The 18,969-nt window shown below is 67.4% G+C and carries 15 protein-coding genes; 6 read left to right on the forward strand and 9 right to left on the reverse strand.

Annotation, left to right across the window (positions count from 1 at the left end; translation table 11 throughout):
- Positions 1-112 precede the first annotated feature (112 nt).
- Positions 113-1,021 carry a UDP-3-O-acyl-N-acetylglucosamine deacetylase gene (gene lpxC / locus ACJQWL_RS07110; protein WP_330968401.1) on the forward strand — a complete coding sequence of 303 codons (909 nt, stop codon included), beginning with the start codon at positions 113-115 and terminating at the stop codon, positions 1,019-1,021.
- 221 nt (positions 1,022-1,242) lie between these two features.
- Here the strand turns inward: lpxC and ACJQWL_RS07115 are convergent, their stop codons facing one another.
- A complete protein-coding gene (locus ACJQWL_RS07115) occupies positions 1,243-1,689 on the reverse strand; it encodes a DciA family protein (protein ID WP_411300802.1) in 447 nt (148 codons plus the stop codon).
- A 7-nt stretch (positions 1,690-1,696) separates the two neighbouring features.
- Here ACJQWL_RS07115 and ACJQWL_RS07120 point away from each other — a divergent pair, with 7 nt between their 5' ends.
- The 3 genes from ACJQWL_RS07120 (at position 1,697) to ACJQWL_RS07130 (ending at position 6,851) form a co-directional block, all read left to right on the forward strand.
- Positions 1,697-2,608, forward strand: coding sequence for a peptidoglycan DD-metalloendopeptidase family protein (locus ACJQWL_RS07120; protein WP_330968400.1), 912 nt, complete (start codon positions 1,697-1,699; stop codon positions 2,606-2,608).
- Between the two features lie 405 nt (positions 2,609-3,013).
- Positions 3,014-5,743, forward strand: coding sequence for a preprotein translocase subunit SecA (gene secA / locus ACJQWL_RS07125; protein WP_330968399.1), 2,730 nt, complete (start codon positions 3,014-3,016; stop codon positions 5,741-5,743).
- Between the two features lie 118 nt (positions 5,744-5,861).
- Positions 5,862-6,851: a Nudix family hydrolase gene (locus ACJQWL_RS07130; protein ID WP_411300803.1), complete on the forward strand. Its 990-nt coding sequence runs from the start codon at positions 5,862-5,864 to the stop codon at positions 6,849-6,851.
- A 73-nt stretch (positions 6,852-6,924) separates the two neighbouring features.
- Here the strand turns inward: ACJQWL_RS07130 and coaE are convergent, their stop codons facing one another.
- The 8 genes from coaE to ACJQWL_RS07170 form a co-directional block, all read right to left on the reverse strand.
- Entirely contained in the window at positions 6,925-7,545 is a 621-nt protein-coding gene (gene coaE, locus ACJQWL_RS07135) for a dephospho-CoA kinase (protein WP_330968398.1), read from the reverse strand.
- Between the two features lie 256 nt (positions 7,546-7,801).
- Positions 7,802-8,665, reverse strand: a complete 864-nt coding sequence (locus ACJQWL_RS07140; protein ID WP_330968397.1) for a prepilin peptidase — start codon at positions 8,663-8,665, stop codon at positions 7,802-7,804.
- Positions 8,666-8,682: 17 nt separating this feature from the next.
- The gene (locus tag ACJQWL_RS07145; protein ID WP_330968396.1) at positions 8,683-9,936 is read right to left on the reverse strand and encodes a type II secretion system F family protein; all 1,254 of its coding nucleotides are present in this window, start codon (positions 9,934-9,936) and stop codon (positions 8,683-8,685) included.
- Positions 9,937-9,939: 3 nt separating this feature from the next.
- On the reverse strand, positions 9,940-11,661 hold the full coding sequence (pilB, locus tag ACJQWL_RS07150) for a type IV-A pilus assembly ATPase PilB (RefSeq protein WP_330968395.1): 1,722 nt from the start codon (positions 11,659-11,661) through the stop codon (positions 9,940-9,942).
- Between the two features lie 97 nt (positions 11,662-11,758).
- Complete coding sequence (locus tag ACJQWL_RS07155; RefSeq protein WP_330968394.1) at positions 11,759-12,175, reverse strand: pilin; 417 nt, start codon at positions 12,173-12,175, stop codon at positions 11,759-11,761.
- A gap of 86 nt (positions 12,176-12,261) precedes the next feature.
- Positions 12,262-12,702, reverse strand: a complete 441-nt coding sequence (locus ACJQWL_RS07160; protein WP_330968393.1) for a pilin — start codon at positions 12,700-12,702, stop codon at positions 12,262-12,264.
- Positions 12,703-13,287: 585 nt separating this feature from the next.
- Positions 13,288-14,682: a sigma-54-dependent transcriptional regulator gene (locus ACJQWL_RS07165; protein WP_330968392.1), complete on the reverse strand. Its 1,395-nt coding sequence runs from the start codon at positions 14,680-14,682 to the stop codon at positions 13,288-13,290.
- Between the two features lie 80 nt (positions 14,683-14,762).
- Entirely contained in the window at positions 14,763-16,421 is a 1,659-nt protein-coding gene (locus ACJQWL_RS07170; RefSeq protein ID WP_411300804.1) for a sensor histidine kinase, read from the reverse strand.
- A 357-nt stretch (positions 16,422-16,778) separates the two neighbouring features.
- Between ACJQWL_RS07170 and sucC the strand changes: the two genes are divergently transcribed.
- Together sucC and sucD are read left to right on the forward strand one after the other, a co-directional pair.
- Positions 16,779-17,948 carry an ADP-forming succinate--CoA ligase subunit beta gene (gene sucC, locus ACJQWL_RS07175; protein WP_330968391.1) on the forward strand — a complete coding sequence of 390 codons (1,170 nt, stop codon included), beginning with the start codon at positions 16,779-16,781 and terminating at the stop codon, positions 17,946-17,948.
- A gap of 97 nt (positions 17,949-18,045) precedes the next feature.
- On the forward strand, positions 18,046-18,921 hold the full coding sequence (gene sucD / locus ACJQWL_RS07180) for a succinate--CoA ligase subunit alpha (RefSeq protein ID WP_330968390.1): 876 nt from the start codon (positions 18,046-18,048) through the stop codon (positions 18,919-18,921).
- Positions 18,922-18,969 lie beyond the last annotated feature (48 nt).

Raw genomic sequence — 18,969 nt, forward strand, 5'->3', positions numbered from 1 at the left:
TGCGTGGTACGCTTCCGCCGTTTCGAGGTCGCCGGTCCGTCGTTGCGGGCCCACCCTCGTTACAAGGCCGTTTCCCACCCGTGTCCACGCACCCAAGGCCTGCCCTCCGCCCATGCTGCGCCAGCGAACCCTCAAGAACGTGATCCGCGCCACCGGCGTGGGGCTGCACAGTGGCGAAAAGGTCTTCCTGACCCTGCGCCCGGCACCCGCCGAGACCGGCATCGTGTTCCGACGTGTGGACCTGGATCCCGTGGTCGAGGTGCCCGCACGGGCTGAGCTGGTCAGCGAAACCGTGCTGTGTACCGGCTTGAGCTGCGGTCCTGCCAAGGTGCAGACCGTCGAGCACCTGTTGTCGGCCCTGGCCGGCCTGGGCATCGACAACGCCTATATAGAGTTGTCCGCGCCCGAGGTCCCGATCATGGACGGCTCGGCCGGCCCCTTCGTGTTCCTGCTGCAGTCGGCGGGGATCGAGGAGCAGGACGCCCCCAAGCGCTTCATCCGCATCCTGCGGCCGGTCGAGGTGCGCGAGGGCGGCAAGTTTGCCAGGTTCGAACCCCACGACGGCTTCCGCATCGGATTCACGGTCGAATTCGACCACCCGGCCATCCCGGCGTCGCAGTCGCGGGCCGAAGTCGAGTTCTCCACCGCCTCGTACGTGAAGGAAGTCAGCCGGGCCCGCACCTTCGGCTTCATGCGTGACCTGGAGTACATGCGGGAGCGCAACCTGGGTCTGGGCGGGTCGATGGACAACGCGATCGTCCTGGACGAGTTCCGCGTCCTCAATGACGACGGGCTCCGCTACGTTGACGAGTTCGTACGCCACAAGATCCTCGACGCCGTGGGCGACCTGTACCTGGCCGGGCACCCGATCATCGGCGCCTACGAGGGCTTCAAGTCCGGGCATGCGCTCAACAACCAGCTGGTACGCGCGCTGCTGGCCGAGCGGTCCGCCTGGGAGGAAGTGTCCTTCCCGGGCGACGAGCCCGCGCCCGTCGTTTTCGGGGCGCCGTTGCCGGCCTGAGGCCTCCCCAGCGGCGCTCGCCGCGTTGCGACGCCTCGTTTTCACGAAGCGGGTGCCACGTCACAGAGGTGAACATCCCGTGACGTCATAACGTTTTTTTAACAGAATCCTTCCGAAACGCTTCTGAAGCCTTAACAAACAGGCAGGCAGGCGTCGCTAGGATGCCCCGTCACTTGATCACGCAGCCATCACCGGCATGAACCATGCCAGTGCCCTGCGGATCAGGCGGCGCCGCTGGAATCCGAAGGATCGGGCGTTTCCGATGGTGCCAACGCGGTCTTGAACGCCAACTGGGCGGCCGCGGACAGGGGGATGGCTGGAGCGGTGACCTGCAAGGGGCGGGGCATCGGAGGGGCGGTCTTGATGACCACTTCAGTCGCGGCAAGGCCGAGGGACCGGGCCGCAACCAGCAGTTCCGGCGTTGCGAGCCTCAATTTGGCCCGCCACACCGGTGCATCGACCAAAAACACGAGCCTGCCGTTTTCGACGTTAGCCAGCCGCGCATGCGCGGCCAGCGGATCCGGCAGGAGGGGGCGTAACCGACGGTCCAGCCCGTCGAGCCACAAGGCTCGACGGATCGGGTCGCCAGCAGGCTCCGCCAACAGCGCATCGAGCGCCGGCAGCGGGGATGAGGGCGGACGCGGGGACCTGGACCTGAATTCAGACATCGGACTTATGACCTATCAAACCATCGTAACCAAATCGCGTGCAGGCCTTGAGAACATCCTTGGCCAGGCAGGCAGCCACGGGCAGCGCCGTCCCGGTGCCGCACTGGCCCTCCTGCTGGGCGTCGGCTTCAGCGCAGGAGCGGCCGCCGGCATCGGCTATACCGCCAGCCTACGCGCCGAGGTCAACCAGCAGCAGGCGCAGATCGAAGAAACACGGCGCGACGCGCAGCGCGAGATCAACGCACTCGCCGCCCGGCTCGGCGAACTCCAGGCCGAGGCCAATCGCCTCAATGCGCTTGGCGAGCGGCTGACCCGCATCGGCCAGCTGCAGGATGGCGAGTTCGACTTCGACAAGCCGCTGGGCGTGGGTGGTGCCGGCCCGACCCGCGACATCAGCAAGGGCGAGATCGACGAGGACATGGCCTCCCTGCAGGCCAAGTTCCAGGCATCGGGTGAGCAGCTCACGGTGCTCGAGTCGCTGCTGTTCAACCGTCAGCTGGACCTGAACGCAGTGCCGTCGCGCGCGCCGATCGCCGGCAGCTACATCACCTCAGGCTTCGGCTTCCGTTCCGATCCGTTCGGCGGCGGTCGCGCCTCGCACAAGGGCATCGACTTCCATGCCCGCACCGGTGACCCGGTGCTGTCGGTGGCGGATGGCGTGGTGAGCTTCTCCGGTACGCGCTCCGGGTATGGCCATGTGGTCGAGGTCGACCACGGCAACGGCTACGTGACCCGCTACGCGCACAACTCGCGCCTGACCCGTCGGGTCGGCGAGCTGGTCCGGGCCGGTGGCGAGATCGCCAAGGCGGGCTCGTCGGGGCGTTCGACCGGCCCGCACGTGCATTTCGAGGTGTGGGAGAACGGTCGCGTGGTCAACCCGCGCAAGTTCCTCAACGAGGCCTCGCCGCTGCAGGGTTGATTCGACCCAGCCGGCCACGCGGTTTCGAAAGCACTAGACAACGCCCCGGTTCGCCGGGGCGTTGTCATTAGGGGGCTTGCCGGCCGGGTCGCTGCAGGGGTTCGAAAGACTGGCTTGCATGCGCGTTCCCTCGTTCCGGCCCTTCGCAGCACAGCTGCTACGGGCGCTCGTGGCGGCACAAGCCTTTGGCTTGTAAGCACCGCCCCTCGTTCCGGCCCTTCGCAGCACAGCTGCTACGGGCGCTCGTGGCGGCACAAGCCTTTGGCTTGTAAGCACCGCCCCTCGCCCCCAGCTACAATGCGCGATGCCATGGGGCGCTCGGCGCCCCTTCTTGTTGCCGGGAGTCGCGTGCCACCCATCCGGGTGCCCGCTGCTCCCCTTCCGATTCCCGATTCCGGTACTGAAATGCTCAACAACCTGCTTACCCGCGTCTTCGGCAGCCGCAATGATCGCCTCCTGCGCCAGCTGCAACGCACCGTCGTCCGGATCAACGCGCTCGAGCCGGAGATGGAGAAGCTCTCCGACGCGGAGCTGCAGGCCAAGACCCCCGAGTTCCAGCAGCGCGTCGCCGGTGGCGAGGCGCTCGACAAGATCCTGCCCGAGGCCTTTGCCGTCTGCCGCGAAGCCAGCCGGCGCGTCCTGGGCATGCGCCACTACGACGTGCAGTTGATCGGCGGCATGGTGCTGCATCTGGGCAAGATTGCCGAGATGCGCACCGGCGAGGGCAAGACCCTGGTCGGCACCCTTCCGGTTTATCTGAATGCGCTCGAAGGCAAGGGCGTGCATGTCGTCACCGTCAACGACTACCTGGCCCGCCGCGACTCGGCCTGGATGGGCAAGCTCTACACATGGCTGGGCCTGAGCGTGGGCGTGGTGTACCCGGGCATGCCGCATGGCGACAAGAAGGGGGCCTACGGTTCCGACATCACCTACGGCACCAACAACGAATTCGGCTTCGACTACCTGCGCGACAACATGGCGCTGTCGAAGGATGACCGCCACCAGCGCGGCCTGAACTACGCGATCGTCGACGAAGTCGATTCGATCCTGATCGACGAGGCGCGGACCCCGCTGATCATCTCCGGGCCGGCCGACGAATCCCCGGACCTGTACATCAAGGTCAACCGTATCGTTCCGCAGCTGACCCGGCAGACCGCCGAAGACGGCGAGGGCGACTACTGGGTCGACGAGAAGCAGAAGCAGGTGCACCTGTCCGAAAGCGGCCAGGAGCATGCCGAGGCGCTGCTGCGCGAGGCCGGCATCCTGGAAGGCGAGGAGGACTCGCTCTACGGTGGCCAGAACCTGAGCGTGGTCCACCACCTCAATGCCGCACTGCGCGCGCACGCCATCTACCAGCGCGACGTCGACTACATCGTCCGCGACGCCGAGGTGGTGATCGTCGACGAGTTCACCGGGCGCACGTTGACCGGGCGGCGCTGGTCGGACGGCCTGCACCAGGCGGTCGAAGCCAAGGAGGGCGTGCCGGTCCAGCGCGAGAACCAGACGCTGGCCTCGATCACCTTCCAGAACCTGTTCCGCATGTACGGCAAGCTGGCCGGCATGACCGGTACCGCCGACACCGAGGCGTTCGAGTTCCAGAGCATCTACGGACTCGAAGTGGTGGTCATCCCGACCAATCGCCCGATGCAGCGCAAGGACCACCCCGACCTGGTGTTCCTCAACCGCCCCGGCAAGTACCGCGCGGTGGTCAACGAGATCAAGGAGTGCCACGCCAACGGCCAGCCGGTTCTGGTCGGCACCACGTCGATCGAGGTGTCGGAGCTGCTGGGCAACCAGCTGCGAGAGGCCGGCATCCACCACGAGGTGCTCAACGCCAAGCAGCACGAGCGCGAGGCGACCATCGTTGCGCAGGCCGGCCGCCCGGGCGCGATCACCATCGCCACCAACATGGCCGGCCGCGGCACCGACATCGTGCTGGGCGGCTCGCTGGATGCGGAGCTGGCCGATCTCGAACAGGAAACCGGCGCGCCGATCGACGAAGCCACCCGTACCCGCCTGAAGGCGGCCTGGCAGGAGCGACACGATGCGGTCAAGGCCTCCGGTGGCCTGCACATCATCGGCACCGAGCGCCACGAATCGCGGCGCATCGACAACCAGCTGCGCGGGCGTGCGGGCCGCCAGGGCGACCCGGGCTCCAGCCGGTTCTACCTGTCGCTGGAAGACAACCTGATGCGCATCTTCGCCGCCGACTGGGTGCAGAAGGTCATGGCGCGCATGGGCCTGAAGGAAGACGACATCATCGAAAGCCCGCTGGTGACCAAGCAGATCGCCAACGCGCAGCGCAAGGTCGAGGCACACAACTTCGACATCCGCAAGAACCTGCTGGACTTCGACGACGTCAACAACGACCAGCGCAAGGTGATCTACGGCCAGCGCGACGAACTGCTGGAAGCCGAGTCGGTGGAAGACAACATCACCGGCATCCGGGAGGACGTGGTCTATGAGTTCGTCCACCGCCACGTGCCGATGAACTCGGTGGACGAGCAGTGGGACCTGCCGGGGCTGGAGGCCACCCTGGCCGAAGAGCTGGGCCTGCGCCTGGACCTCGCCGGCCTGGTCCGCGAGCGCCAGGAGATCGATGCCGAGGGCATTGCCGATCACGTCGCCGAGCGCGTCAACGCCCACTTCGCCGACCGCGAAGGGCAGCTGGGCGCCGAGACCATGCGCATGCTCGAGAAGCACATCATGCTCAACGTGGTCGACCAGAACTGGAAGGAGCACCTGGCACGCATGGATTACCTGCGCCAGGGCATCCATCTGCGCGGTTATGCGCAGAAGCAGCCCAAGCAGGAATACAAGAAGGAAGCCTTCGCGCTGTTCTCGGAGATGCTCGACAAGGTCAAGCGCGAGGTCATCACCCTGCTGGCGCGCGTGCGCATCCGCACCGAGGAGGAAGTCGCCGCGATGGAAGCCGCCGAGCGGGCGCAGGCACAGGCCCAGGCGCGGCAGATGCAGTTCCAGCACGCCGATTCGGGCGGCTATGGCGCCGACGAAGAAGCCGAGCAGGCCGAGGCGGCCGCGGCGCAGCAGGCGATGCCCAGCGTCGGCCGCAATGACCCGTGCCCCTGCGGCAGTGGTCGCAAGTACAAGCATTGCCACGGCCAGCTGGCCTGATCGCGTGAGCGGTCATGGGTGATCGGCCGCAACGGACGCCTCGTCGAATCGACGGGGCGTCCTGCATTCCGGCGCCGGGCGCTGGCCTCGCGGCCATGTCTGCGGGGAGCGTTGATCGATGAGCCCGGGCATTTCCCAGCCCGATGGCATGGCGCCGCCTGTCGAAGTCGTCGCCGGCGTCATTCGTGATGCGCGCGGCCGGGTGCTGCTGGCCCGCCGCACGGAAGGCCGCGACCTGGCCGGCCTGTGGGAGTTCCCGGGTGGCAAGCGTGAACCCGGCGAATCCGCCCAGGCCGCGCTGGCGCGCGAACTGCACGAGGAACTGGGCATCGAGGCCGAAATCGGACAGGCCGTGATCCGCGTGCCGCAAGCCTACCCGCACAAACGGTTGCGGCTGGACGTGTATGCGGTGGATCGCTGGAAGGGGACGCTGCGGGGGCTCGAGGGGCAGGCACTGGCCTGGGTGCCACAGGACAAGCTGGTCAAGTACCCCATGCCGCCTGCCGACCGTCCGGTGGTGGCGGCGCTGGAGCAGCCGGACCAGTGCGTGGTGACACCCGCGCCGAAGGACGAACAGCGATGGCTGGCGTCGCTGGAGCGCGCATTGGACGAAGGGGCCTCGCGGGTTCAATTGCGGGCTCCCGGCGTGGATCCGGGAAGGTGGTCGACGCTGGTGGCCCGCGCCATCCGTCGCTGCCGCAAGGCGGGGGCTGAAGTGCTGGTCAATGGCGATGCGGGGCTGGCGTTGGCCAACAACGTCGGCCTTCACCTCCGGGCCCGCCAACTGTTCGAACACGCCCACCGCCCGGTGCCCGACACGGTGGCCTTCTCCGCGTCGTGCCACACGCTGGAGGAGGTGCGACGGGCCGAGGCGCTGGGCTGCGACTTCGCACTGGTCGGCACGGTGACCGCCACGCCCAGCCACCCCGGCGCCGCGACGCTGGACTGGGACGGTTTCGCCATGCTGCGTGAGCAGGTGTCGCTGCCCATCTACGCGATCGGCGGCCTCGGTCCCGGTGACCTGGCCGAAGCCCGGCGGCACGGCGCGCAGGGCATCGCGGGCATACGTGCGCTGTGGCCTGACTCGAGGCCCATGGGAGCGGCTTGAGTCGGAGCATGAAGAGCGATTGCCTGCGGGTCCCCACCCGTACCCCGGCAGCGACTCGCGGCTCAAGCCGCTCCTACGGTTCGACGGTCTCTGCCAGCTCTCGATACATCCGATCAAGCCCGGCCACCCGGGCGTCCAGCGCCTCCAGCGGCCCATCATTGACGACCACGTCGTCGGCCAGGGCCAGGCGCTCTTCGCGCGAGGCCTGCGCGGCCAGCATCGACTCGGCCAGCGCCCGGTCGACGCCGTCGCGCTGCATCAGGCGGTGTACCTGCACCGCGGCAGGCACATCGACCACCAGGATGCGGTCAAGCCATGGGTACGCAGTCCGCCCCCCGCCTTCTGCCAGCAAGGGAACGGCCGCGATGGCGTATGGTCCGGGCGCGGTTTGGCACTGCCGCATCAGCACGGCACGCACGCGAGGGTGGATGATCGCTTCCAGTCGGCGGCGTGCCGACGGATCCTCGAATACCCGGCGCCGCATGGCGGCGCGATCCAGCTGGCCGTCACCTGCCAGCACTCCGGGGCCGAATTCGGCGATCACCTCAGCCAGTCCCGGTGATCCGACTGCAACGGCTTCGCGCGCAGCCACGTCGGCGTCGGCCACCGCCACGCCCAACGCCTCGAACCTGCGCGTGACTTCCGACTTGCCCGAAGCCACGCCGCCGGTTACGCAGATGATGAAATCACTCATGGAGGAAGCATGCCATGCACTCGGCGCGGTGATGGATCCCGTGTGCCGGATCCCGTTTGCCGTGGGGTGAATTGGCTTGCCAAGGAATGGTTCGCATGTCTGCCCGCGCCGGGCGGGCCCTGTAGGAGCGACGTGAGTCGCGACCCGATTTGCCACGGTCACCACGCGGGCGCGACTCACGTCGCTCCTGCAGACGGAGCGAGGGTGCGCGGTGCGGCCTGAGCCGCTGCGGGACTCGTCGTACCCGGTTTCGGGGTCAGGCCATGCCCGCGTAGCGCAGGTAGCCGTCAACCAGCTGGTCGCCCCAGAAGAACGTGATCCAGCCGGCCACCGCAAGGTAAGGCCCGAACGGGATCGGCGTGGCCTTGTCCCGACCCTGGGTGAACAGCCAGATCGAGCCCACCACGGCACCGACCAGCGACGACAGCAGGATGGTCGGCAGGATGCCGCTCAGTCCCACCCATGCGCCGATTGCGGCCAGCAGCTTGAAGTCGCCGAATCCCATGCCTTCCTTGCCGGTCAGCTGCTTGAACAGCCAGAACACCGTCCACAGGCTCAGGTAGCCGGCCATCGCGCCCAGCAGGGCGGCCTTGGGGTTCATGTAGAGGTTGTCGGCCGCGGCGACCAGGCCCAGCCACATCAATGGCAGGGTCAGCTGGTCGGGCAACAGCTGGGTGCGCAGGTCGATGCCCGACAGGGTGATCAGGAAACAGGTGAACAGGCACGCGCCGAACCCCTGCCAGCCGAATCCGAACTGCCAGACGCAGGTCAGCAGCAGCACCGCGGTCAGCAGCTCCACCAGCGGGTACTGGATCGAAATCGGCGTCTTGCAGGTGCGGCATTTGCCGCGCAGGGCCAGCCAGCTGAACAGCGGGATGTTCTCGTACCAGCTCAGCTGTCGCTTGCAGGCCGGGCAGTGCGACCGCTCGACCACGATGCCGGGCGGTGGCGGGTCGTAGGCATCGGGCTCGCCGAGCATCTCGCGGCTGTCGCGCTGCCATTGCCACTCCAGGCGGCGCGGCAGGCGCAGGATCACCACGTTGAGGAAGCTGCCCACCAGCAGGCCGAGGCCGGCCACCAGCGGATAGCCGATGGCCGGGTTTTCGTCGAGGAATGCCATGCGCCGGTCGCGTCGCCTTAGATGGTGGAGGCCAGCTTGAAGATCGGCAGGTACATGCCGACCACCATGCTGCCCACGATCACGCCCAGGATGATCATGATCAACGGCTCGAGCAGGCTCGACAGTGCATCGACGGCATTGTTGACCTCCTGCTCGTAGAACTCCGCGACCTTGAACAGCATCGTGTCCAGTGCGCCGGCCTCCTCGCCGATCGCCACCATCTGCACGACCATGTGCGGGAACAGGTCGACCTGCTTCATCGCCAGGTTGATCTGGTAGCCGACCGATACGTCATCGCGGATGCGGTGTACGGCCTGCTCGTAGACGATATTGCCCGTTGCCCCTGCAACCGTGTCCAGACCCTCGACCAGCGGTACGCCGGCCTGGAAGGTCACCGCCAGGGTGCGGGCAAAGCGCGCGATGGCGGAGTTGTGCAGGATCTGCCCGACGACGGGCAGCTTGAGCATCACCCGGTCGATGAAGTGGGCGAACTTCACCGAACGGTTCTTCGCCATCACGAAGCCGACCCCCGCCCCGATGACCACCAGCAGCACCAGCCACCAGTACGCGATCATGAAGTCGCTGGCGCCCAGGATCATCATGGTGAACGCCGGCAGTTCCGCGCCGAAGCTGGCAAAGGTCTTCTCGAACTGCGGCACCACGAACACCAGCAGGATCGCGCTGACCAGGATGGCCACCGCCACGACCGTGGCCGGGTAGAACAGCGCCTTCTTGATCTTGCCCTTCAGGCTTTCGATGTTCTCCTTGTAGCTGGCGATGGTGTCGAGCACCGTCTCCAGCACACCGGCCGACTCGCCGGCCCGTACCAGGTTGCGGAACAGCTCGTCGAACTGCACCGGGTGCTTGCTCAACGCTTCGTGCAACGACGAGCCGCCCTCCAGGTCACTGCGGATCGAATTGACCAGCTCCTTCATCTTGGGGTTCTTGTGGCCCCCCGCAATGATCTCCAGCGCGGTCACGATCGGGACGCCCGACTTCATCATCGTCGCGATCTGGCGGCTGAAGATCGCGATGTCCAGCGGCGTGATGCGCTTGCCGGCGGAGAACAGCGGCTTGGGCTTGACCTTGACGACCTTGGGGTTGATGCCCTGCTTGCGCAGTTCGGCGCGCAGCATGTTGGCGTTCTTGGCGGGCTGCTCGCCCTTCATCGTGGTGCCGCGCTTGTCCACGCCCTCCCAGACGAACATCTGCAGGGGGTTGGGGCGGCGGGCCGCGGGGGCGGGCTTGGCGGCGGTGCGGGATGCGGACATGGCTTAGTCCTTGGTGACGCGGTTGATTTCAGCGAGGCTGGTGACGCCGTGCTTGACCTTCAGCAGGGCGGACTGGCGCAGGTCGCGCACGCCGGACTTCTTTGCGGCTTCGGCGATCTGCATGGCGTTGCCGCCGGCCAGCACGATGGACTGGATGTCATCGGTCATCGGCATGACCTGGTAGATGCCGGTCCGGCCCTTGTAGCCCTCGGTGCAGTCGGGGCAGCCCACGGCTTCGTAGATGGTGAGCCCTGCGTCGAGCTCGTCCTGGGTGAAGCCTTCGGCCAGCAGCGCGTGGTCGGGCAGGTGCACCGGGCGCTTGCAGTCGTGCAGGCGACGGGCCAGGCGCTGGGCGATCACCACCGTCACCGAGGAGGTGATGTTGAACGGCGCCACGCCCATGTTCATCAAACGCGCGATGGTCTGCGGGGCGTCGTTGGTGTGGAGCGTGGACAGCACCATGTGGCCGGTCTGCGCGGCCTTGATGCCGATCTCGGCCGTTTCCAGGTCGCGGATCTCGCCGACCATGATCACGTCGGGGTCCTGTCGCAGGAAGCTGCGCAGCGCGGCGGCGAAGGTCATGCCGCGCTTGACATTCATCTGCACCTGGTTGATGCCCGGCACGCGGATTTCGACCGGGTCCTCGACGGTGGAGATGTTGCGGCTGTCGTCGTTGAGGATGTTGAGCGCGGTGTAGAGCGACACCGTCTTGCCCGAGCCGGTCGGGCCGGTCACCAGCACCATGCCGTAGGGCTTCTTCACCGAGCTGACGAAGATTTCCTGTTGCTCCGGCTCGTAGCCCAGCTTCTCGATGCCCATCTTGGCGGCGCTGCCGTCCAGGATGCGCAGCACCACCTTCTCGCCGAACAGGGTCGGCAGGGTGCTCATGCGGAAGTCGATCTGCCGGGTCTTGGACAGGTTGAGCTTGATGCGCCCGTCCTGCGGCACGCGCTTCTCGGCGATGTCCAGCTGCGCCATCACCTTCAGGCGCGCCGCGATGCGGGCCTGCAGCTTCACCGGCACCTTGGCGACCTGCTTGAGGATGCCGTCGATGCGCAGGCGCACCCGGTATTCGGTCTCGTAGGGCTCGAAGTGGATGTCGGAAGCGCCGCGGCGGATCGCGTCCACCAGCACCTTGTTGATGAACTTGACGACCGGGGTGTCGTCGCCCTTGGCGTCCACGCCGGTGTCGGTGGACAGTTCCTCGTCACCGCTGCTGACCTCGAGGTTCTCCATCCCCTCGTCGTCGTCGCCGTCGGCCAGCGCATCGCTGGTTTCGAGCATCTTGTCGATGCCACGGCGGATCGAGTCCTCGTCGACGAGGATCGCTTCCACCACCAGGTTGGTCTGGAACTTGATCTCGTCCAGCGCGCGGCTGTTGGTGGGGTCGGCCACGCCCACGAACAGGCGGTTGCCGCGCTTGAACAGCGGCAGCGCGTTGTGCTTGCGCAGCAGTTCCTCGTTGACCAGCCGCGCCGCCGCCTGGCCGGGGTCCAGGGCCAGGGCATCGAAAATAGGTACGCCGAATTCCAGCGAGTTGGCCGCAGCCATCGCCGGCGGGGCAACCAGCTTCTTTTCCGTGAGGTAGGCCGCGATGGGCTTGCGCTCGGCGCTGGCCGCGGCCATGGCCTCGCGCGCGGCACTTTCTTCCAGGGCACCGTCCATGACCAGGCGCCGGGCAATGCCGGTGATGCCGACCAGGTTGGCGGTCGCTACGGTATTCATCCTGCCCCCAGTATTTCCCCGGGCCGACTGTACCGCAATCCACCACTGGCGCGACCGTGCCTGATGCACGCTTCCCGAACGCAGGTCGCGCGGTGGCTCAGCGGCAGGTGGCCGGGAGCTGCGAGTCAGGGACGCCGGCGGTCTCGGTGCACTGCCAGCCGATGCGGCCAGGGGCGTTGTCGGGGCTCAGCTGGAATACCGCCAGCGGGTCCGCGCCCGTGCCCGCGGTTCGGGCGGTGATAACGCCAGCGTTCGAGATGGAGATTCCACTGCAGTACTTGCTCGCCACGAACTCGAAGCCGGTGTCTGCGCCCGTCCAGTTGCTGACGGAATGGATGGTTTCGCCCAGCGCGGCCTTGGCGCCGGAAGCGACGTTCAGGCACTCGGCGTTCTTGGAACGAATCGAGTAGTCACGGTACGCCGGCAAGGCGATGGCGATGAGGATGCCCAGGATGGCGATCACGATCATCAGCTCGATCAGGGTGAAGCCGCGTACCGGGTTGCGCCTGCACATAGCAACCTCCTTTCAGTGAATATCGGAGTCCACCTAAAGGAAACCCCGGCAAGCCGGGGTTTCTTACACGCGCTGATCAGGCCAGGTTACGGAGCCGGAGCAGCAGCGTTGTTGCGGCACTCGCCCGGGATCTGGGCGTCGTTGTCCTGGCCGGCAGCCGTGCAGGTCCACTCGAGGCGACCCTGTGCTTCTTCCGGGGTCAGGGTGAACGTCACATCGGGACCGCCGGTGTCGGCAGTGACTGCGGTAATGACGCCCGTGGTCGCGGCAACGGTAACGTCTGCACAGTAGTCGCTAGCGTCGAACTCATAGCCGGTGTTGGTGGCAGTGATCTGCGCCAGGGTGCCCCGGTCCTGTGCGGTTTCGGCCACTGCCAGCTTGGCACCGGCGGCGACGTTCAGGCACTCGGAGTTCTTGGTGCGGATCGAGTAGTTCTGGTACGCCGGCAGCGCGATGGCGATCAGGATGCCGAGGATCGCGATCACGATCATCAGCTCGATCAGGGTGAAGCCTTTCTGGTTCTTCATCATGGTGTATCCCCTAGGAGTGGTTGGAACTTCACGTGCCTGCAGGGCCGGCAGGTCCGGTCCTTCGGCTTGCCGTGCGTGCTGCACGTGCCAAGTAAGAGTACGCACAACACGTGCCAAGTGCGGGCGCCCGGTCGCCCCGGTCGGGAACTGGTGGGCGCGTCACGGTTTGGGCACTCCGGGGCGCCGGCGGATTGACGCGGTGGGGCAGGTTGGGGGTGTGATGTGACCTTGAGGGTCAGTTTTCCGGGTGCGCCGCCGCGGTCGTGCGCGGCGGTCCGCTGGCTATCGGGTGGCCGCGGGTGCGGGCGTCGGTGCCAGGGCAGGTCGGGACGGACGTCCAGGGTGAGCGGCCGTAGTCGCGGAGACGTCGCATGCGCACGGCTCCGTGCCCCACCAAGCGCGGGTAGGCTTGATTGCCTGTAAGCGTGTATCCGGTGGACCTGCAGCGCACCCGGGGGGCGGGGAGGTGGCGGGCCGTGGGGTGCTTCGCTTTAGCCGGGCTACGGCGCTACCGGGCCAGGCTGCGTGGAAAGCACCCCTCCCCGACCCTCCCCCGCACGCAGGGGATGGGGTCAATCGCGGTCAGTCGATGCCCAGCTTCTTGAGCTTGTAGCGCAGCGCACGGAAGGTGATGCCCAGTGCAGCGGCGGTGCGGGTCTTGTTGTAGCGGTTTTCCTGCAGCGCGTGCTGGATGGCGGCGCGCTCGATCTCTTCTATATAGGACGGCAGGCCGCTGGTGGCGGTGTCGCGGGGGTCCAGGGTGCGCGGGTCGACGCCACCCGGTGCGGTGGCCGCCCCCGGAGCCCCTGCCGCGCCAGTGGCGGCCACCGGTTGCGGCAGGTGCAGGTCACGCGCGCCCAGGCAGTCGCCCTCGGCCAGCGCCAGCGCGCGTTCCAGGATGTTTTCCAGTTCGCGCACGTTGCCGGGGAACGGATAGGCGCGCAGCGCTTCCAGCGCGTCGTCGCCCAGGGTCGGCACGGTGCGGCCCTGGTGGGAGGCCAGGCGGTCCATGATGCGGGCCGACAGGCCCGGCAGGTCTTCCAGGCGTTCGCGCAGGGGCGGCACGCGCAGCTCGATGACGTTGATGCGGTAGTACAGGTCCTGCCGGAACCTGCCGTCGGCCACCAGCTGCGCCAGGTCCTTGTGGGTGGCCGACAGGATGCGCACGTCGACGTTGACCTCGGTGTTGGCGCCCACCGCGCGGATGCACTTCTCCTGGATGGCGCGCAGCAGCTTGACCTGCATCGGCATGGGCAGCTCGGCCACCTCGTCCAGGAACAGGGTGCCGGCGTCTGCGGCCTGGAACAGGCCCGGCTTGTCGACGTGGGCGCCGGTGAAGCTGCCCTTCTTGTGGCCGAAGAACTCGCTTTCCATCAGCTCGGTGGGGATTGCACCGCAATTGACCGGCACGAACGGCCCGGTGGCGCGGCCGCCCTCGGCGTGGATGGTGCGCGCCACCAGCTCCTTGCCCACGCCCGATTCACCGGCGATGTACACCGGCGCCTGGCTGCGCGAGACCTTGGTGATGGTCTGGCGCAGCTCGGCGATGGCCGGGGACACCCCGTACAGGCGCGCCGCCACGGCATTGGCATCGTTGCGCTGGGTCTGCCCGAGTTCCAGGGCGTGGCGAACCAGGTCGCGCAGCACGGTGAGGTCCACCGGTTTGGCGACGAAGTCGAACGCGCCGGCTTTCAACGCCTCCACCGCGGCATCGACATTGCCGAAGGCGGTGATCATCGCCACCGGGGTCGTCGGGTGCTTCTGGCTGATCTCGGACACGATCTCCAGCCCCGAACCGTCGGGCAGGCGCATGTCGGTCAGGCACAGGTCGTAGCGGTTGTGGGCAAGCTGCGCGCGCGCGTCGCCCACGCTGGACGCGGTGTCACAGCGCAGGCCCATACGGCCCAACGTCATGACCAGCAGCTCGCGGATATCGCGCTCGTCGTCTACTACCAGGGCGCTGCGGGTTTCGGCCATCGGTCCTCCGGCCGTCACGATAGCGGAAGCGCCATGCCCGGGCCAAGCCGCGATGGTAGGGGATCACGCGCCAGAACGCGTTACCGCTGGGATCGGTCGCTTGCCCGGGAGGTGTCTCCAGCGACGGCCGGGGGGCGTGGCCGGGCGCCCTGGCCAGCGGCCAGGCGCATCCGGAAGCAGCTGCCGCCGCCCGGCATGGGCACGAAGTCCAGCGACGCCTGGTTGCCGCGGCAGAGCTCGCGGGCGATGTAAAGGCCCAGGCCGGTGCCATGGCCGGAGGTGGTGAAGAACGGCCGGAACAGCTGCTGTGCCACCTGTTGGGGGATGCCCGGCCCGCGGTCGTGCACATCTATCAAGGGCGTGCCGTTGCTGTCGCGATGGACATTGAGATGGATGCGCGCCGGTTCGCCCGGCAGGCGCCCGTACAGCAGTGCGTTGTGCACCAGCACGGTCAGCACCTGGTGGAGCTGGCGCGGATCGAACATGCCGGTGATGCGCGGCTCGCTTCCGGAGGCGCGCAGGTTGTCGTTCTCCAGCGGGTGGCTGGCGGCGTATTCGTCGATGAACTGGCGCGCCAGTGCCACCAGTTCGATGTGTTCGGGCTTGGCCGGCTCGCGCCGGGCCAGGCCCAGCACGTTTTCGATGATGCCGTTCATCCGCGACCCTTGCTGGCGGACGATTTCCAGCAGGCGGCGGTCGCCGGGGCGGATGTCGTCGGACTCCTCCAGCAGTTGCACCGCGTAGTTGATCGCCGCCAGCGGGTTGCGGATCTCGTGCGCGAGGCTGGCCGAGAACCGGCCCAGCGTGGCCAGCGTCAGCGATTCCGCCCGGCGGGCGGCCAGCGAGGTGTCGTCCAGGAAGACCAGGGTCTGGTCGCTGCCCGCCAGCAGACGGGTGAAGCGGGGCACCACTTCGGGCTGGTCGTGCGAGATCCGCAGCGGGGCGTCGCTGGAGGTGGCGTCCAGCCGCCACGCCGCCAGCCGCTCGGCCAACTCCGGCAGCGCCAGGTCCAGCGTTCGCTGGCCGTCGCCGGCTTCGCCCAGCAGCAAGGTGGCGGCTTCGTTGGCCAGGCGCACCCGGTTGTGGCCATCCACGAGCAACACCCCGGTGGGCAGGCGTCGGATGATCAGCTCGTTTACTTCGACCAGCTGGGCGGTCTCGTGCCCGCGGCGCTCCGCCAGCGCGTGGGCGGCACGCATCTGCCTTCCCAGCACGCTGGTCAGGGTGGCGATGGCCAGGTAGCCGATCGAGAACATGATCGGCTCGGCCAGCCGCCGACCTTCGCCTTCCTCGACCACGGCCGTCCAGGCGAACTCACCGATGATCCCCAGCACCGCGACGAGGGCCATGCCCAGGCCGTAGCGCGTGCGCACCAGCAGCGCCGCCGCACCGACGTTGAACATCAGCATCAGCGCAATGCCGGTGCCCGCTCCGGGTACCGAGTGGATGGCCAGGATGCCGAAGGCCAGGTCGGTGGCGATGCCCGCCAGCGCCTGGCCATGGAGTTCGCCCCGCCGCCCGAAGGCGAACAGCAGCGCGGCCAGGGCCAGGTAGGCCAGGGACAGCGAGCGGGCAAAGATGTCGTGGCGCGGCTCGCCGACCAGCCCCTCGATCGGCCCGAACAGCACGAACACCAGCAGCGCCGCTTCCAGCAGCCGGTACAGGGTGAAGAAATACAGCTCTCGGCGCAGCGCACTGTCGGCATCGGCGACGTCGATGGCATGCAGGCGTGGCAGCAAGCGGTGGTCCCCCGGGCGCGGTGCCCGGAGTATAGGCACGGACCCCCCGGAGCTGTAGGAGCGGCTTCCACCGCGAACCGGTGACCGTGGATATCCCGCAGGAGCGACGCGAGTCGCGCCGGGCGATGGCATCACGGGGTCGCGGTCGCGACTCACGTCGCTCCTACAGGAAAGTGGCAGGTCCGGCTCGCCGCTGAAGCCGCCACCACAAGCGGGGCGGAACCGCGCCCCGGCGGCCCTGGAACCCCGGTTTTGCCCGCCATGCCGCAATCGGCGACAATGGCCGGCCCCCTCGCGCCCGCACCGAGCTTTCGGTCGCCGCCGCGCGGGCATCTCGTTCAACTCCCTCGGTGACGCATGAATTTTCACGAATACCAGGCAAAGCAGCTCTTTGCCGAATACGGCATTGCCGTGCCGGCCGGGCGCGTAGCGCGCACCCCGGAAGAAGCCGTTGCAGCCGCCAAGGACATCCCCGGCGACCTGTGGGTGGTCAAGGCCCAGATCCACGCCGGTGGGCGCGGCAAGGCCGGTGGCGTCAAGCTGGCGAAGAACTTCGATGAAGTGAAGCAGTACGCCAAGGCGATGCTGGGTACGAAGATGGAGACCTACCAGTCGGCCGGCGTGGCACTGCCGATCGACACGGTGCTGATTTCCGAGGGCACCGACATCGCCAAGGAGCTCTACCTCTCCGTGCTGGTGGACCGTTCGACCCAGTCGATCACCTTCATCGCGTCGGCCGAGGGCGGCGTGGAGATCGAGAAGGTCGCCGAGGAGAACCCCGACGCGATCAAGGCGCTGCACGTGAACTACGTCCAGGGCCTGCAGCCGTACCAGTGCCGGCAGCTGGGTTTCGACCTGGGCCTCAACGCCAAGCAGGTCGGCCAGCTGACCCGGATCATGCTGGGCCTGTACAGGCTGTTCAACGAGAAGGACCTGGCGCTGGTCGAGCTCAACCCGCTGGCGATCCTCACCAACGGCGACCTCGCGGTGCTGGACGGCAAGGTCAACAGCGACGACAACGCGACCTTCCGCCACAAGGACCTGGCCGCGATGCGCGACATCCGCCAGGAAGACGAGACCGAGGTGGCGGCCAGCCAGCACGACCTCAACTACGTCACGATGGACGGCAACATCGGCTGCATGGTCAACGGCGCCGGCCTGGCGATGGCGACCATGGACGTGATCGCGCTGGAAGGCGGATCGCCGGCCAACTTCCTGGACGTGGGCGGTGGCGCCACCAAAGAGCGCGTGACCGAAGCCTTCAAGCTGATCCTGTCGTCCGACAAGGTGAAGGCGATCTTCGTCAACATCTTCGGCGGCATCGTGCGCTGCGACATGATTGCCGAGGGCATCATCGCCGCGGTCAAGGAAGTCGACGTCAAGGTGCCGGTGATCGTCCGCCTGGAGGGCACCAACGTGGAGGCCGGCAAGGAGTTGCTGAAGAACTCGGGCCTGGCGATCACCCCCGCCGACGACATCAACGACGGCGCCCGCAAGGCCGTCGCCGCCGTCGCCAACGCCGCCTGATCGTCGATTCTTGCAGGAGCGACGTATGTCGCGACCTGCACCGCCGAAGGTCGCGACTTACGTCGCTCCTACAAGAGCACAACAAGGAATACGTTCCATGAGCGTTTTGATCGACAAGAACACCAAGGTGATCGTGCAGGGCTTCACCGGCCAGCAGGGCACCTTCCACGCCGAGCAGATGGTCGAGTACGGCACCAAGGTGGTGGGCGGCGTCACCCCCGGCAAGGGCGGCACCGAGCACCTCGGCCTGCCGGTCTTCAACACCGTGCAGGACGCGGTCGACGAGACCGGGGCGGACGCATCGGTCATCTACGTGCCGCCGCCGTTCGCCGCCGACGCCATCCTGGAAGCGGCCGACGCCGGCATCCGGGTCATCGTCTGCATCACCGAGGGCATCCCGGTGCTGGACATGCTGCGCGTCAAGAACACCCTGAAGGGCTACGACGACGTGGTGCTGGTCGGGCCGAACTGCCCCGGCGTGATCACCCCGGGCCAGTGCAAGATCGGGATCATGCCCGGCCACATCCACATGCCGGGCAAGGTGGGCATCGTCTCGCGCTCGGGCACGCTGACCTATGAAGCCGTCAAGCAGACCACCGACGCCGGCCTGGGCCAGTCGACCTGCATCGGCATCGGCGGCGACCCGATCAACGGCACCAACTTCATCGACGCGCTGAAGCTGTTCCAGGACGACCCGCAGACCGAGGGCATCATCATGGTCGGCGAGATCGGCGGCAGTGCCGAGGAAGAGGCGGCCGAGTACATCGCGCAGTTCGTGACCAAGCCGGTGGTCGGCTTCATCGCCGGCGCTTCGGCGCCCCCGGGCAAGCGCATGGGCCACGCCGGTGCGATCGCATCGGGCGGGCAGGGCACCGCCGCGGGCAAGTTCGAGGCCATGGAAAAGGCCGGCATCACCACGGTCAAGTCGCCCGGCGACCTGGGCGCGGCGATCGCCAAGCGCCTGGCAAAGTAAGGCCGCTTCGCGGTGATCGGGAAGGCCACCTGCGGGTGGCCTTTTTCG

Source organism: Novilysobacter viscosus, assembly GCF_046600715.1.
GTDB lineage: Bacteria > Pseudomonadota > Gammaproteobacteria > Xanthomonadales > Xanthomonadaceae > Lysobacter_C > Lysobacter_C viscosus.

Bases quoted from the DNA above. Each gene is read 5' to 3' on its own strand.
- ACJQWL_RS07155 (WP_330968394.1), bottom strand. From the start codon at position 12,175: ATGTGCAGGCGCAACCCGGTACGCGGCTTCACCCTGATCGAGCTGATG.
- coaE (WP_330968398.1), bottom strand. From the start codon at position 7,545: ATGAGTGATTTCATCATCTGCGTAACCGGCGGCGTGGCTTCGGGCAAG.
- ACJQWL_RS07165 (WP_330968392.1), bottom strand. From the start codon at position 14,682: ATGGCCGAAACCCGCAGCGCCCTGGTAGTAGACGACGAGCGCGATATC.
- ACJQWL_RS07160 (WP_330968393.1), bottom strand. From the start codon at position 12,702: ATGAAGAACCAGAAAGGCTTCACCCTGATCGAGCTGATGATCGTGATC.
- ACJQWL_RS07140 (WP_330968397.1), bottom strand. From the start codon at position 8,665: ATGGCATTCCTCGACGAAAACCCGGCCATCGGCTATCCGCTGGTGGCC.
- pilB (WP_330968395.1), bottom strand. From the start codon at position 11,661: ATGAATACCGTAGCGACCGCCAACCTGGTCGGCATCACCGGCATTGCC.
- sucD (WP_330968390.1), top strand. From the start codon at position 18,046: ATGAGCGTTTTGATCGACAAGAACACCAAGGTGATCGTGCAGGGCTTC.
- ACJQWL_RS07115 (WP_411300802.1), bottom strand. From the start codon at position 1,689: ATGTCTGAATTCAGGTCCAGGTCCCCGCGTCCGCCCTCATCCCCGCTG.
- secA (WP_330968399.1), top strand. From the start codon at position 3,014: ATGCTCAACAACCTGCTTACCCGCGTCTTCGGCAGCCGCAATGATCGC.
- ACJQWL_RS07145 (WP_330968396.1), bottom strand. From the start codon at position 9,936: ATGTCCGCATCCCGCACCGCCGCCAAGCCCGCCCCCGCGGCCCGCCGC.
- sucC (WP_330968391.1), top strand. From the start codon at position 16,779: ATGAATTTTCACGAATACCAGGCAAAGCAGCTCTTTGCCGAATACGGC.
- ACJQWL_RS07120 (WP_330968400.1), top strand. From the start codon at position 1,697: ATGACCTATCAAACCATCGTAACCAAATCGCGTGCAGGCCTTGAGAAC.
- ACJQWL_RS07130 (WP_411300803.1), top strand. From the start codon at position 5,862: ATGAGCCCGGGCATTTCCCAGCCCGATGGCATGGCGCCGCCTGTCGAA.
- lpxC (WP_330968401.1), top strand. From the start codon at position 113: ATGCTGCGCCAGCGAACCCTCAAGAACGTGATCCGCGCCACCGGCGTG.